The sequence below is a fragment of the Lacinutrix sp. 5H-3-7-4 genome (genome assembly GCF_000211855.2).
Lineage (GTDB): Bacteria > Bacteroidota > Bacteroidia > Flavobacteriales > Flavobacteriaceae > Lacinutrix.
In genome coordinates this window covers 3,029,877-3,043,500 of record NC_015638.1, presented here as the reverse complement: position 1 = coordinate 3,043,500, position 13,624 = coordinate 3,029,877, and the positions used below count along the sequence as shown (strand labels likewise).

At 29.1% G+C, this 13,624-nt stretch carries 14 protein-coding genes; 4 read left to right on the top strand and 10 right to left on the bottom strand.

Going from position 1 to position 13,624, the window contains the following annotated elements; translation table 11 throughout:
• Positions 1 to 201: 201 nt before the first annotated feature.
• Positions 202 to 2,580: a TonB-dependent receptor gene (locus LACAL_RS13690; protein WP_013871352.1), complete on the top strand. Its 2,379-nt coding sequence runs from the start codon at positions 202 to 204 to the stop codon at positions 2,578 to 2,580.
• 75 nt (positions 2,581 to 2,655) lie between these two features.
• On the opposite strand, the gene LACAL_RS13685 is transcribed toward LACAL_RS13690, so the two are convergent.
• Entirely contained in the window at positions 2,656 to 3,291 is a 636-nt protein-coding gene (locus LACAL_RS13685; protein ID WP_013871351.1) for a transglutaminase family protein, read from the bottom strand.
• 107 nt (positions 3,292 to 3,398) lie between these two features.
• Positions 3,399 to 3,911 carry a VOC family protein gene (locus LACAL_RS13680; protein WP_013871350.1) on the bottom strand — a complete coding sequence of 171 codons (513 nt, stop codon included), beginning with the start codon at positions 3,909 to 3,911 and terminating at the stop codon, positions 3,399 to 3,401.
• 156 nt (positions 3,912 to 4,067) lie between these two features.
• Between LACAL_RS13680 and LACAL_RS13675 the strand changes: the two genes are divergently transcribed.
• A complete protein-coding gene (locus LACAL_RS13675) occupies positions 4,068 to 4,343 on the top strand; it encodes a helix-turn-helix domain-containing protein (RefSeq protein ID WP_049791526.1) in 276 nt (91 codons plus the stop codon).
• Between the two features lie 67 nt (positions 4,344 to 4,410).
• Here LACAL_RS13675 and LACAL_RS13670 read toward each other — a convergent pair whose 3' ends face one another.
• The 7 genes from LACAL_RS13670 to LACAL_RS13640 form a co-directional block, all read right to left on the bottom strand.
• Complete coding sequence (locus LACAL_RS13670; protein ID WP_013871348.1) at positions 4,411 to 6,258, bottom strand: PLP-dependent transferase; 1,848 nt, start codon at positions 6,256 to 6,258, stop codon at positions 4,411 to 4,413.
• A 102-nt stretch (positions 6,259 to 6,360) separates the two neighbouring features.
• Complete coding sequence (gene arsB, locus LACAL_RS13665; protein WP_013871347.1) at positions 6,361 to 7,407, bottom strand: ACR3 family arsenite efflux transporter; 1,047 nt, start codon at positions 7,405 to 7,407, stop codon at positions 6,361 to 6,363.
• Positions 7,408 to 7,582: 175 nt separating this feature from the next.
• Positions 7,583 to 7,909, bottom strand: a complete 327-nt coding sequence (locus LACAL_RS13660) for a multidrug efflux SMR transporter (protein WP_013871346.1) — start codon at positions 7,907 to 7,909, stop codon at positions 7,583 to 7,585.
• Between the two features lie 139 nt (positions 7,910 to 8,048).
• Positions 8,049 to 8,552: a heparan-alpha-glucosaminide N-acetyltransferase domain-containing protein gene (locus LACAL_RS13655; protein ID WP_013871345.1), complete on the bottom strand. Its 504-nt coding sequence runs from the start codon at positions 8,550 to 8,552 to the stop codon at positions 8,049 to 8,051.
• A 19-nt stretch (positions 8,553 to 8,571) separates the two neighbouring features.
• Positions 8,572 to 9,384 (bottom strand): AraC family transcriptional regulator, encoded by an 813-nt coding sequence (locus LACAL_RS13650; RefSeq protein WP_013871344.1) that lies wholly within the window; start codon positions 9,382 to 9,384, stop codon positions 8,572 to 8,574.
• An 18-nt stretch (positions 9,385 to 9,402) separates the two neighbouring features.
• On the bottom strand, positions 9,403 to 10,011 hold the full coding sequence (locus LACAL_RS13645; protein WP_013871343.1) for a hypothetical protein: 609 nt from the start codon (positions 10,009 to 10,011) through the stop codon (positions 9,403 to 9,405).
• Between the two features lie 23 nt (positions 10,012 to 10,034).
• The gene (locus tag LACAL_RS13640; RefSeq protein WP_013871342.1) at positions 10,035 to 10,982 is read right to left on the bottom strand and encodes an SDR family oxidoreductase; all 948 of its coding nucleotides are present in this window, start codon (positions 10,980 to 10,982) and stop codon (positions 10,035 to 10,037) included.
• A gap of 202 nt (positions 10,983 to 11,184) precedes the next feature.
• On the opposite strand from LACAL_RS13640, the gene LACAL_RS13635 reads away from it, so the two are divergent.
• Together LACAL_RS13635 and LACAL_RS13630 are read left to right on the top strand one after the other, a co-directional pair.
• A complete protein-coding gene (locus LACAL_RS13635) occupies positions 11,185 to 12,327 on the top strand; it encodes an MFS transporter (RefSeq protein WP_013871341.1) in 1,143 nt (380 codons plus the stop codon).
• 42 nt (positions 12,328 to 12,369) lie between these two features.
• The gene (locus LACAL_RS13630; RefSeq protein WP_013871340.1) at positions 12,370 to 13,128 is read left to right on the top strand and encodes a helix-turn-helix domain-containing protein; all 759 of its coding nucleotides are present in this window, start codon (positions 12,370 to 12,372) and stop codon (positions 13,126 to 13,128) included.
• A 9-nt stretch (positions 13,129 to 13,137) separates the two neighbouring features.
• On the opposite strand, the gene LACAL_RS13625 is transcribed toward LACAL_RS13630, so the two are convergent.
• Entirely contained in the window at positions 13,138 to 13,599 is a 462-nt protein-coding gene (locus tag LACAL_RS13625) for a RidA family protein (RefSeq protein ID WP_013871339.1), read from the bottom strand.
• Between the last annotated feature and the right edge of the window lie 25 nt (positions 13,600 to 13,624).

Below are 13,624 nucleotides of genomic sequence, written 5' to 3'. Positions count from 1 at the left end.
GGATGAAAACAAATTAAGATTTTTAATAATTTGTTAATTGTAAAGTATTTAACGCTTTCCTCGTTATGTTTTATTTCTTGCTATTTATTTAATAATCAAATTAGTAAAACTTTTTATTTAGATTTAATCTAAATAAAGTTTGTTGTTTTACTTTTGGCTACTATATTTGCGCTTTATTTAAAACCAATCTAAATAGTAGTCATGTTAAAAAACATAAGCTTTATAGTATTATTTGCTATACAATTTTCGTTTTCACAATCTAAAATAAGTGGAACGGTAACAAACAATTTAAATGAAAATATACCTTTTGCATCGGTAATGTTAGAAGGCACTAATAAAGGTGTTTCTGCAAATGAAAACGGGTATTTTGAATTCACTAATTTAACTGAAGGTACTTATACTATAAAAGTATCTTCTGTTGGGTATAAAACACAAACAAACACAATTCAATTAAACAATAACGAAAGTTTAACCGTAACATTTAAACTTCAAAGTGATGGCGATTTAGAAGCGGTTGAAGTGTTTGGAAATCGTTTTAAACATCCAGATAAAATTGAAGCCTTAACACGTTTACCGTTGGCGCCATATGAGCAAATTCAAAGTATTTCTATAATTTCAGATAAATTAATAGAACAACAAGGTAATTTAACAATATCAGACGCTACAAAAAATGTTCCTGGTGTTTATACTTTTGCTACATATGGTAACAAAAGAGAAAGTATGTCGTCTCGAGGATTTAGAGGAATCCCTATATTAAAAAATGGAGTACGAGTACATTCAGATTTTAGAGGTGTTGGTGTTTTAACAGATATGCAAGGTGTAGATAATATTCAAGTTTTAAAAGGAGCTGCATCTATTACCCAAGGCGTTGCTACAGATTTAGGAAGTCCTGGAGGAATTATAAATCTTGTTACAAAAACACCTAAATATGCTTTTGGTGGAAATGTGTCCTTACGTGGTGGTAGCTATGGTCAAGCAAGAACAACTTTTGATGTTTATGGACCTTTAACAAAAACCGAAAACACAGCCTTTAGAATTAACGGTGCTTTAGAACGCGCAGATAGCTATAGAAGCGGAATAGATTCTGACCGTTTTTATATTAATCCTTCATTTGAATGGAAAGCAGATGATAAAACAACATTTACTTTTGAAATGGACTATTTTGAGGATAGTAGAACGCCAGACTTAGGTACAGTTAATCTTGGTGAAAATAATCAAAACTTAATTTATGATTTACCTTATGATCAATTTTTAGGATTTGAAGATGATAAATCATTAACCACAAACACAACATTCTCTTTAAGAATAGATAGAACTTTAAGCGATAAATTAAGTCTTAAAGTAGCTTTTTACAAATCTAATTTAGAGTTAGATGATAAAGGTGCAAGCTTAGGTGGTGTTGTAAGCGACGCGTTAGGAAATGCAATTTACAATCAAAGGTCTAGAGGTTATTCTGTAGCTACAAGAGAAGATAATAATAGTGTAATACAGTTTGATTTAATTGGAGACGACTTAAAAACAGGAAGCATTTCTCATACTTTCCAGGTTGGTTTCGATTATCGTACAAATGAGTACAATACAACCTCACAACGTGTTACTACAGTAGATACTATAGATGTATTTACAAGCAACAATAGAATTTTACCAAGTGATATAGAGCTTTCTGCGCAAACTACAGCTGGAGCTCAATCAAAAGCCTTAGGTTTTGTTGCACAGGATGTTGTAACTTTTAATAAATATTTAAAAGCTTTTATAGGTTTACGTTATAGCAAAACTAGAACAATTACAGAAACAGAAACGACCGAGAGTGATGCTTTTAACCCATTAGGAGGAATTATAATTTCTCCATTTAAAAACATAAATGTATTTGCTTCTTACACCAATAGCTCTTATCCAAGAACAGGAACACGTTTAGATATTAATGGAGAAGAATTGGGTAACGAACGTTACGACCAATTTGAAACAGGTATTAAAACCAATTGGTTAAACAGTAGGTTACGTTTTAATTTCACCTATTTTAAAATTAATAATAAAGATATTAACCTTCCTGTTTATGATGAAAATTGGGTAGAAACAGGATATTATGCTAAAGGTGGAAACGATGAACGTAAAGGTATTGAAGTAGAGCTTAGTGGTCGTGTTTTAGAAAACCTTGAAGTTATAACAGGATATTCTTATATAGACGCACAGTACAAAGAGCATACATCTTATGTCTATGGATCTGCACCATTAAATACACCAAAACATACTTTTAATGCGTATGCTAATTACAGTTTTAAACAAAAGCTAGAAGGCTTATCACTAGGAGCTGGTGTATACTATACTGGCGAAAGACCAATTAACGACTGGAGTGCAGGAGCAGTAACACATGAAGGTATTGTACCAAATCAAGAACCATTTAATGTAGATGCTTATACACAAGTTAATGCGCAAGCTGCATATAGGTTTAATAGACACTTTAATTTTAGAGTACTTGTTAATAATGTGTTTAATAATATAGGTTATAACGCATATAGAACAAGCTATATTAACCAAACAGACCCAAGAAATTTTGCAGGAGTATTAACCTACAGATTTTAATAATCCTATTTTATATTAGTCTAAATTTAAAAAAAGTACAGCCTGTTTAGGTTGTACTTTTTTATTTAAAGTCAATTATATTTTAAACTCTGTAATATTATCTTTAGTATCAAAAATATGCGGATAATGTGTTTTTAAATTTTGCTTCATAAAATCTAAAGGTACATCTTCAAAAAAACCATAATCTTGAGTGTATTCCATAAACAAATTACCATCGTTATTATATGCTTGTAAATAAGAGCTGGTTTTACCATTAAACTCTAAAGGAGCGACTTTAAATCTCTCACATAAACTAGCATTAAATGCAGGAGACATTTTTAACCAAGTATTATTTAAATATACATCTACCATACCATGAGGTGTAAGCTCGTTAGAGCCAAATTTCTCAATTAATCTATCTACAGCGATATGGTTTTTTACTTTGCCAAGATGCAATCTAGCCGGAATATTTAAAGCACGTAAACAAGAAATTAAAAGTATAGACTTATCTACACAATTACCAGTTTGTTTTTTTGCAATGACACTAGAACGATAATTATTTTCTAGTAAACTAATATGATAAGGATCGTATTTATAACCATCACGTACTTTGGTATAAATACCAATGGCTTTTTGGTTAGGTGTTAAATTTTCATTTTTAAATTCTGAAATTAAATTTTGAATGATTTTAGATTCAAAATCAAGAAAATATGAAGATTCTAAATACGTCATAAAGGGCTTTTAAAATTAAAAAACCAAGATAATAAATATGAAGCAACCTTATTATTAATTCATTTTAATTAACATAAATGTTACTTCATATTGATTGTATTTTCAACCTATTTTTGATAAGCTCCAGAGGAGTATGTTAACTCATAACTGTGTGTGTAAATTTCAAATACAATACCAAAAGGATCTTCTACATAACACATTTTAAATGGTTTATCTTCTGGATAGTATTCACGAATAGGCATGCGTTGTTTACCACCATAAGAAACTATTTTTTCAATTAAATCTTCAATGTTTGGATCTTGAATACAAAAATGAAATAGGCCAGTATTAAAAGGGTTGAATTCTGGAGCTTCTTTTTTGCCTTGCGGAAAAGAAAATAATTCTACACCAATGCCATCTGAAGTTGCTAAGTGTGCAATTTCAAACGTTGTCCAGTCATCACCAAAAACATCAATACACATTTGGCCAATTGCTGTTTCGCTTTCTTTTTTTATTGTTGAAGGTTCCATGATTATATACCAACCCATAACTTCAGAATAAAACTTGACAGCTTCGTTTATATCTGGTACTGTTAAACCAATATGTGAAAATGATTTTGGATAATTTTTATTTGTTTTCATAACATTTTATTTAGAAGACAAAAATAATCTATATTTGCCTAGTAGGCAATAACTTACTAAAAAGTAGTATAGTTACTTAAAGGAGTAAAATACTGATTATTAATACAATATATTTTAATTTTGAATAAAGAAAATGCTTGCCCTTTAAATTACACAATGAATTTAATAGGTACTAAATGGAAACCGTTAATTTTATTTCATTTGTTAGATGGTGCTTTACGTTCTGGTGTTTTGCAAAAGCATATACCAGGAATTTCTAATAAAATGTTTACGCAAACGGTAAGAGAATTAGAAAAAGATAAATTAATTTCTAGAAAAGTCTATCCTGTTGTTCCTCCAAAAGTAGAATACATGTTAACTAAAAGAGGACAATCTCTTGAGGCTATTTTAAAAAGCTTAGATGCTTGGGGAATTGAAGATGCTAAACAGTAATTACAATAAAAAAGCGTTTTAAAATACTACTATTCTAAAACGCTTTATTATATTTATTTAAACCGTATTATAACGTTTCTACAAATTTTAAAAATACAGCTTTATGCTGCTCTAAATCTAAATTTGCAGATAGTGATGCTCTTACAATATAATCTTTATCACCTTCTTTTGTAGTACCTTGTGTTGAGGTTGCAGGAATGGTCCAGTAACATCCTTTTAATTGTCCGTAGCTCACACAAAATTTACTTTCGTTAGGAATTTCGGTAATCATTAAATTAATTAATCTAAGATTTAATTCGCGTTTATATGTTTCTTTTTCGTCATCAGTATTTCCTTTTGTTGGAAGATCTAACGAAAAAACCGATGGTGTAAAACCTTGTGAGGCTAATTCTCTTGAAACAAAATTTATTTTAGCTTCTGGTAGCGCTTTATTAATAAACGTTACAAACTCACGTGTGTTTGTATAAGCATCTGCAATACGTTGATTCATAGATGGCAATTGTAATGCTAATATGTTATACTGTAATGCCGTTGCTTCGTTATCGCAAATTGTTAAGTGCGTTTCTATGTTATTAATTAAGTCTTTAGCTTTTTCATTCGCAACACAATATCCGGCAGTACATTTTCCTCCACTAGGAAATTTAGAGCCACTTACATAAGAAATGGTTCGTACTGTAGATAAAATATCATTTTCGCCTAAAAACTGAACATTTGGACAAAATGTTTGGTCTAAAATAAAAACAGGATCAATGGCAACTGTACCATTTGGTGTTTTACGAGGTTTGCTTAGCGCTTCTTTTAATTTAATAAGATCTGGCACTTCAACTCTTGGATTTGTAGGTATTTCGGCAATAATATATGGTATTGCATCTTGGCTAGCAATGGTGTTTAAAACACTATCTATACTAGTGACCATATCGTTATCTCCATCAACCAGTAAATCTACAATAGCTACATTATCTAAACATGCAGCAACTCGTCTAGCTTGGTCGTTAGTACCACCATAACAGTTTGGCGGTACTACAATTTTTATTGCTTTTCCTTTATGGTTTATTTGAGCATCATGTATTAATCCCATCATGATTGCGTATTGCATAGATAAACCACTTGATGCTACAATAGCTTTTGAGCTTGAGTTTGTGATTTTTTTAATTGATGTTAAAACTGAAGCTTTATCTTCTACAATAGTATTTGTCTTAAAGTCAAAAGGCTTCATAGCAGCCAATGCTTGTAAGGCAACTAAGGCATTAGCAGGTGTTATTGCAATAGTTTCTCTTCGTCTTACGTGTTGAATGTTAGAAATATAACTATTGTTTTCTTCTCCATTTATTATAATAACACTTCCTAAATCACTATGTAAATTAACTAAAAAATCTATGTTAGTATTTTTAGAAGCTATAGTATTTATAGTGTTTTGCTCACTTATATAAATTGTACTTCCATTAAAAGCTTCAATAGCATCTGGAGAATCTACTTGTTTTAAATCAAAATTATAACCGTAAACTTGTTTTATAATTTCAGGATTAAAGTTACTTGGTAATGCTCCTGTATAATTTATTTGAGTGTTTTTATTTTCTAATAAATTTTGTCTTAAAACGGCTAAAATAGGTGTGGTTTTAGACCCAAAACTAATAACATTTTGTGCGTCTATAGTATTAAGCTTTGCAATAGCCCATTCTAAAACACAAGATAGTGGGTGACCTAGTCTAATATAGTCGTAGGCCGTTGGTAAATTTTCTAAAGCAGCTGGAGTGGCATTATCGTTTTCAAATAAATTTTCAAACTGCTCTAAAAACTGAACTTTTGCTAATTCTTCATTATAAATATCTAAACGGTGAGTTGTTATATTTAACCAGCCAATTGGCATATTATCAATAACATTTTTTATATAGTTTATTACTTTAGTCTCTTGCATAATTAATTTTTCGAAATAAGAACGCAATTTACGTTAATTTGAGAGATTTTAAATGCAAATACACTAGGTTTAGCTATCTATTAACTAAGATTTAAGATTGTTTTATATCTTAGCTTTGGTAAAGTATTTTTTTCTAAACCAAAAAGAAACTTTTACTAATAAAATTAAAGCAGGTACTTCTACTAATGGTCCAATAACACCTGTAAATGCCTGGCCAGAATTTAAACCAAATACAGCAATTGCCACAGCTATTGCTAGCTCAAAATTATTACCTGCAGCAGTAAATGCTACAGCTGTAGTTTTATCGTAATCTGCTCCAGTAGCTTTTGTAAAAAAGAAACCAATTATAAACATTAATGTAAAGTATATAAGTAATGGTATGGCAATAATTACAACATCCATTGGTATTTCTACAATTAATTCTCCTTTTAAAGAAAACATTATTACAATTGTAAATAGTAATGCGATTAAAGTAATTGGAGAAATAGTAGGAATAAATTTTTTTGTATACCACGTTTCACCTTTTATTTTTACTAAAATTAAACGACTTAAAATACCCATTGCAAACGGTATACCTAGATAAATAGCTACGCTTTTTGCTATTGTACCAATAGAAATATCTACAATAGCACCTTCAAAACCAAAATAGGGTGGAAGTACTGTAATAAATAACCAAGCGTAAAAACTATAAGCAAATACTTGAAAAATACTATTTAATGCTACTAAACCTGCACCATATTCGCTACTGCCTTCGGCTAAATCATTCCAAACTAGAACCATAGCAATACATCTAGCTAAACCTATTAATATAAGACCAACCATATATTCTGGATAATCACTTAAAAATATAATGGCTAGTATAAACATTAAAACAGGACCAATTATCCAATTTAAAATTAAAGAGATTGAAAGTATTTTTGTGTTTTTAAATACTTTTGGTAGCAATGCATAATTAACTTTTGCAAGTGGTGGATACATCATTAAAATTAAACCAATAGCAATAGGTATATTGGTTGTACCACTATTAAATGAGTTAATAAAGTTTGGGAAATTAGGAGCAAAATAACCTATTGAAACACCAATTGCCATAGCAACAAAAATCCAAAGTGTTAGATTTTTATCTAGAAAACTTAATTTTTTCTTACTCATAGTAAACTAATTTAAAATTATTGTTTAATTATTACATTGCAATATTACGATTAATGAAATTGCAAAACAAATTATTTTAAAAATCTTATAAAAAATTAATTGGGAGTAGTATTGAAATAAGAATACTTATAAAATTATAATACAAGTAAATTTTGTATTAAAATGAAGTGTTAAATTAATTGGAAACAAATTTTAAGCCTACAATAGAACTAATTAAAGTAAGTATAAATACAATTCTCCATAGGTTAACAGGATCTTTAAAAAATAGTATGCCCACTAATACAGTACCTACAGCTCCAATACCTGTCCATACAGCATAAGCAGTGCCTAAAGGTAATGTTTGTGTGGCTTTAATAAGAAGCGTCATGCTAATTGTTAGGCAAACTATAAAACCACCATACCACCAATAAGTATTGCTGTTTGTAGCCTCTTTAGCTTTACCTAAACAAAAAGCAAAGCCAACTTCAAATAATCCTGCAATAATGAGATAAATCCAATTCATAATTTATTTTTAAATATCACTACAAAGGTTATTACATTTAAATACAATTATGGCTTAATTAACTTTTATTTAAATGTAAGTAACCAATAAAATTAATGTGCTTTTAATTTGTTTTGATATTTAAAACAAAACTAAAAAACTAGATGTTTTGATTTTTAACCCATAGTAATTGTTTGTGATAAGTGTTTATTCTAGAATGAGCATTACTATCTATTAATAAAATTACTATCATCATAGCAATTGTTGTAATACAAATTGCTCGCCAGTTTGGTTTATCTATAAATACAATTAATAAAGCACACACAACAATAATTACTGGTATAACTTTAAATACAATAAGTTTATATTCTGCAATAGATTTTTCTGCTCTAGAAATTTCAGTATTTAAAAATACTGTGGTATTATTATCTTTTGTAAAGGCTTTAACTCTAGCAGTGTTTGTATATACTAAGCCAATACCAATTATTAAAAGTAAAATACCGGCAACTAAAGTTGGTGTAATATAGGCTTTAGCAATTTCACTTTTACCTAATTGTTTAAAACCTAAGAAAGCAAGTATAAAGAACACTCCAAAAAGGATGAAAAATTTAGAAGAAAAAACTTCGGCTTTAGCCCAATCTGTTGCTAGTTTAAATATTTCCATAATATTATATTTTTAAATTTTAATTATTTGCTAAAGCACTAGGACTGTAACCAAATGCTTTTTTAAAAGCGAATGAAAAATGTGATAAATTCTCGAACCCTACAGATAAATAAACATCAGAAGACTTAAGTTTTTCCTTGTTTAATTTATAGTGAGCTAAGTTTAATCGCTTTTCTGTAAGCCATTTTCCTGGCGTGTTTTTAAATGTTTTTTTAAAGTCTGTTTTAAAAGTTGTAAGACTTCTACCTGTTAAATAGGCAAATTTTTCTAATGGAAGGTTATACATAAAATGTTCTTCCATATATTTTTCAATATCAATTTTTCCTAATTCGCTAAAAGTACCTAAAATTGAACTTGCTCTTTTATCTACTTCATCTATTATAGTTAAAACTTCTTGTATTTTTAAAGGTACAATGGCGTCTGGAAGTTTGTCTTGAATTTCAAAATATGGCAATAACGATTTAAAGTAACTATGCAATAATGTATGAGATTTTACTGGTCTTTGTTTTAAAACATCTTCATTCCAAGTTTCTAAAATAGTTTGGTTTAAATAAAATTTACGTAACTCTTCTTCAGGTAGAGTTATAGATAAACATTTAAAAGGTTGGTTGTTTATTGGTTTTTTTATACTTCGTGATAATTGATTTTTAGGTACTAAAACGGTATCACCGGCAACAAAAGTTAAAGTGTTTTTTCCGTAAGTGATTTCAAGTTCTCCAGAGTAAATATAAGCTACAATATGTTGTGGGTACACGTTTTCCCATGTGTATTCTTCTTCAATTTTACAGGTCATAAAGACCTTGCCTTTTTCAATTTTGTTTATAGATGCCATAATTTGTAAACAAATATATTAATGTGAAGTTAATTTTTTTGAACCTAAATTAGTAATAATTCTTGCAGGTCCTTCAGGAAACCATGTTCTTACCAAAAATTTTGGAACAGATCCAACAGAGATAAAATTGGCATTAATGGTAATATTAGTTGTGTTTTCGTCTATTTTTTCAAAATTGTAAATAAATTTATATGTTGTTAATCTGTCTACATCTTTGTCTTCATAAACACCTGTAATTGCCGTTGCAGTATACATAATACTATTGTCATTTTGCTCTTTTATAAATTTTACTACAACATCGCTATTGGGCATTGGCCAAGGTGCATCAAAATAATAATAAGTAATCCATTCGTTATTGTTAATTTTTTCAATTTGTTTGCTTTCAGGCGTATTTTCTAGAAAGTTTTTATGGTTTTCAGAATTTGAAAAATAACTATCTAATGCATTTAAAGATACATTAACTTTACGAGAAGCTATATAATATAAATGTGTGCCACCATCTACTTTAGTAATGTCATATTTTACTTTAGTTTTATTGTCTTTAGATGTTTTTATTGTCCAGTCTCTATTTTGGGCTAAAGCACTTAAACTAATAAATAATAGTAATATTGAAATTAAATTTTTCATTGTTTTAAATTTTAAAAATTAATTTATAGTTGAAAAGATTCTCCTGTTTTTTCTTCGGAAACAGTCCATAATTTTGAAGCTACTGTTCTATTTATAACAAAAGGCTCCATTTCACATTCTCCAACAGGACCTACCCAATTACTTCGTCCAGTTGGCCCATAGTAGGCTTCTTGTTTTAAGTTGTTTTCTGTAGCGCACATAATTTCAGGATATGCACCTTTTTCGGCAGACTGCACAATTGGTAAATTAGATAGGATAGACCACATAAATCTGGTCATTAATGGTGCATCTTTTTTAATTAGCGAAGTTTTTGAAGCTCCAGGATGACACACATAAACTTTAGTATTTTTATTTGAAGCTTTAATTCTTTGTTGTAATTCGAAAGCAAACATCATTTGAGCCAGTTTACTATGGCAATATGTGTTATTTGGATGATAGTTTTTATCAAAATTCATATCGTCAAACTGAATGGTTTTTAATCCCATTTTATAGCCTTCACTACCAACAACTACAATTCTTCCGTTAGAGTTTTCAATTGTGTCAAACAATAAATTAATTAATAAAAAGTGACCATAATGATTAATACCTAGTTGACTTTCAAAACCGTCTGTTGTAAATTCTTGTTTTGCTATTTGTGCAACAGCAGCATTACATATTAAAGCATCAATTTTAGGTGTACTTTTGTTTACCTTATTTGCTGCATTTCGAACAGAAGATAATGAGGCTAAATCCATTTTTATAAATGAAACTTTAGCATTTGCGCCAAATAATGCTTTAAGGTTTTTAATAGCGGTATTAGATTTTGATTCACTGCGATTAAGCATTACAACAGTAGCGCCTTTACCTAATAATATTTTTGTAGCCTCGAAACCTGCACCTGCATTTGCACCTGTTATAAGGTATGTTTTTTCGTTTAAGTTTTTTATTTGTTGTGGTGTCCAACCTTGTTTACCAAATTTATTTTTATCCATTTTAATTATTTTACATGTTATTAACAGGATGTAAAGGTCTCGATTTAATGGCTACGCAGTTTTGTTTAAAAGGCTAAATTAGTTTGTTTAAAAGTTGCTTTTTTTTCTGTGATTTCTTTAAAATTAATATAGTTTCCAATTTTGCAAACTATATTAGAAAATAGGTAAACATATTGGTTAAAATTAGTTTGAATTTTGCAGTATGAGTAAAATATCAAACTTCGGAATTTTCACACTATTATTTGTAAGTAGTTTAACCATAATGGTTGGAACAGTTGTTGCGCCTTCATTATCTGGTATTGTAGAACATAAAAATTTAGGTTTTTCACCTAGTTGGATTATAACTTTACCTTCGCTAGGTGTTGTGCTTTTTGCACCTATTGTAGGAAGGTTACTTAATAAGTTAGGTACTATTAAATTATTAAGATTAGGCTTAATACCTTATGCTGTTTTAGGTTTTATAGGTGCGTTTGTTACTAATGATTTTTTATTAATAGTTGACAGAATTTTACTTGGTGCAGCTACAGTAGCTATACAAGTGTCTGTTACTGCTTATATAGCAGATTTTTTTACTGGAGAGACAAGAATTAAAATGATTGCCTGGCAAGGCATGTCTATAGAGTTAGGTGGCGTTGTTTTTTTAGCTATTGGAGGATTCTTAGGAGAATTAAATTGGCAATTTCCATTTTACATTTACCTGGTAGCTCTGTTATGTTTAGTTTTAGTAGCATTATCGCTACCTAAACAAAACATTAAATCTATAGTAAATAAAACTGAGCAATCAACTAAACCTAAAAACACAAAAGTAAAACTTATTTTTACAGCTTCTCTTTTAGCAATGATGCTGTTTTTTGTAGGCTTTGTAACCTTACCATTATACTTACCAGAAACCTTTGGTTTTACTGAGTCTGAAACGGGTTATTTAATGGCTTTTATTTCGGTTATAGCAATAATTACTGCCAGCCAAATGCCAAAAATGGTAAAAGCCTTTGGAGACAGTAAAACAGTTGCTCTTGGTTTTTTGTTTTTTATGTTGGGTTATTTAGTATTAGCAACATCTACAAGCTTTTATTTTTTATTGCTAACTACAGTTTTTATAGGTATAGGTTTTGGGTTTACAATACCACTACTAAACCATATGATGCTTGAGGCAAGTACAATACATAATCAAGGTAAAAATTTAGGTTTATTTTCAATGGGTGTTTTTGGAGGTCAATTTTTATCAACATTTATTGAGTATTTATCGAATAACTACACTATAATTTATGCAATATCATCAGGTTTAGCTCTTATTATTTCAGGATGTATATATGTTATGTTTCAAAAACAATTAAATAAAAACTAATAAAAAAAAACTTCTTACTTTTGAGGTAGACCTTAAAAGTAAATGGATAAAGAAAACCCAATAAGAACTATTCAAATTGTTGAAAATTTTAAAAGTAACTCCGTTTTACTTTCTGGAAATTCTATGGGTATTTTTTTTGAATTTAAATCTGAAAGTAATTTAATAATCTATTTTAAACCATTAAATGAAGTTTTTAAAAAGGATGTATTTGTAACAAGTAATGGTGTTTTATTAAATTTTGAACGCGAACTTATAGATGAAGACGATATTGAATATGCTTTAGATGTATTTTCACTTTTTAATAAATATCCACAATTTGAAATAACCGAAAAATTAAAAATAGACCAAATAAAAAAAGTATTTCAATTACTAAGAAGTGAGTATTATAGTAGCGAAATGTCTTATATAATGCTAAAAACCTTATTAAAGGTCTTATTGTTACATTTAATTAGGTTTCAAAATAATAGTTTTTTAGAACAGGATTTAAATCAAAAGAGAGTATTTCGGTTTTTAGAACTAATGGAAACTCATTTTTTAATACATACAAAAACTCATTTTTATGCCAATGAAATAGGAATTAGTATTAAACGATTAAATCAAATTTTAAAAGAAAAACTAAATCTTACAGCAAAACAAATTATACAACAAAGGCAAATAACAGAAGCTAAAAGAAGACTTATTAAAAGTGAAATTACAACTAAGGAACTAGCCTTTAAATTAGGTTTCGATTCTATTAGCAGTTTTTCAAGATTTTTTAAAAAGCATATTGGTATGAGTCCTACCGCTTACAGGCAACGCTAATTACTGTTTTTAGTTACTAATTATTGTAAAAGTTGACGTTAAGCCAACACTAAAATTTCTAGGTAATTTTTCAACACCAAAAATGGCTCTAGAGTGTTTACCTTTTTCTTCTAATACATTTACAAATAAATCTGAAGCTCCATTAGCTACAACAGGAGAACTATCCCAATTTTCGCCAGATTGAAAGTAGACATCAATGTGATTTAGTCCAACTATTTTATCGAATCCAATTTTATTATCTACTTGAGCCAAGACATTTAATGCGCACAATTCCATTGCTTTATAACCTTGCTGAGTTGTAATTTGCTTTCCTAATCTTCCTTGGTAGAGGTATTTTTCATTTAATATTGGAAACTGTATCGCTATATATGCAATGTTTTCTCTAATGTTAACAGAAACATAGCTACCGCCAGGTGTTGAAACTTCTGGAAGTATAAGGTTTAACTTTTTTAAGTTTTCTTTTGGATTCATATTAATTAGTCTAATTATAATAGCG

Coding starts and splice junctions, on each gene's coding strand:
- LACAL_RS13690 (WP_013871352.1), top strand. CDS start 202: ATGTTAAAAAACATAAGCTTTATAGTATTATTTGCTATACAATTTTCG.
- LACAL_RS13685 (WP_013871351.1), bottom strand. CDS start 3,291: ATGACGTATTTAGAATCTTCATATTTTCTTGATTTTGAATCTAAAATC.
- LACAL_RS13680 (WP_013871350.1), bottom strand. CDS start 3,911: ATGAAAACAAATAAAAATTATCCAAAATCATTTTCACATATTGGTTTA.
- LACAL_RS13675 (WP_049791526.1), top strand. CDS start 4,068: ATGAATTTAATAGGTACTAAATGGAAACCGTTAATTTTATTTCATTTG.
- LACAL_RS13670 (WP_013871348.1), bottom strand. CDS start 6,258: ATGCAAGAGACTAAAGTAATAAACTATATAAAAAATGTTATTGATAAT.
- arsB (WP_013871347.1), bottom strand. CDS start 7,407: ATGAGTAAGAAAAAATTAAGTTTTCTAGATAAAAATCTAACACTTTGG.
- LACAL_RS13660 (WP_013871346.1), bottom strand. CDS start 7,909: ATGAATTGGATTTATCTCATTATTGCAGGATTATTTGAAGTTGGCTTT.
- LACAL_RS13655 (WP_013871345.1), bottom strand. CDS start 8,552: ATGGAAATATTTAAACTAGCAACAGATTGGGCTAAAGCCGAAGTTTTT.
- LACAL_RS13650 (WP_013871344.1), bottom strand. CDS start 9,384: ATGGCATCTATAAACAAAATTGAAAAAGGCAAGGTCTTTATGACCTGT.
- LACAL_RS13645 (WP_013871343.1), bottom strand. CDS start 10,011: ATGAAAAATTTAATTTCAATATTACTATTATTTATTAGTTTAAGTGCT.
- LACAL_RS13640 (WP_013871342.1), bottom strand. CDS start 10,982: ATGGATAAAAATAAATTTGGTAAACAAGGTTGGACACCACAACAAATA.
- LACAL_RS13635 (WP_013871341.1), top strand. CDS start 11,185: ATGAGTAAAATATCAAACTTCGGAATTTTCACACTATTATTTGTAAGT.
- LACAL_RS13630 (WP_013871340.1), top strand. CDS start 12,370: ATGGATAAAGAAAACCCAATAAGAACTATTCAAATTGTTGAAAATTTT.
- LACAL_RS13625 (WP_013871339.1), bottom strand. CDS start 13,599: ATGAATCCAAAAGAAAACTTAAAAAAGTTAAACCTTATACTTCCAGAA.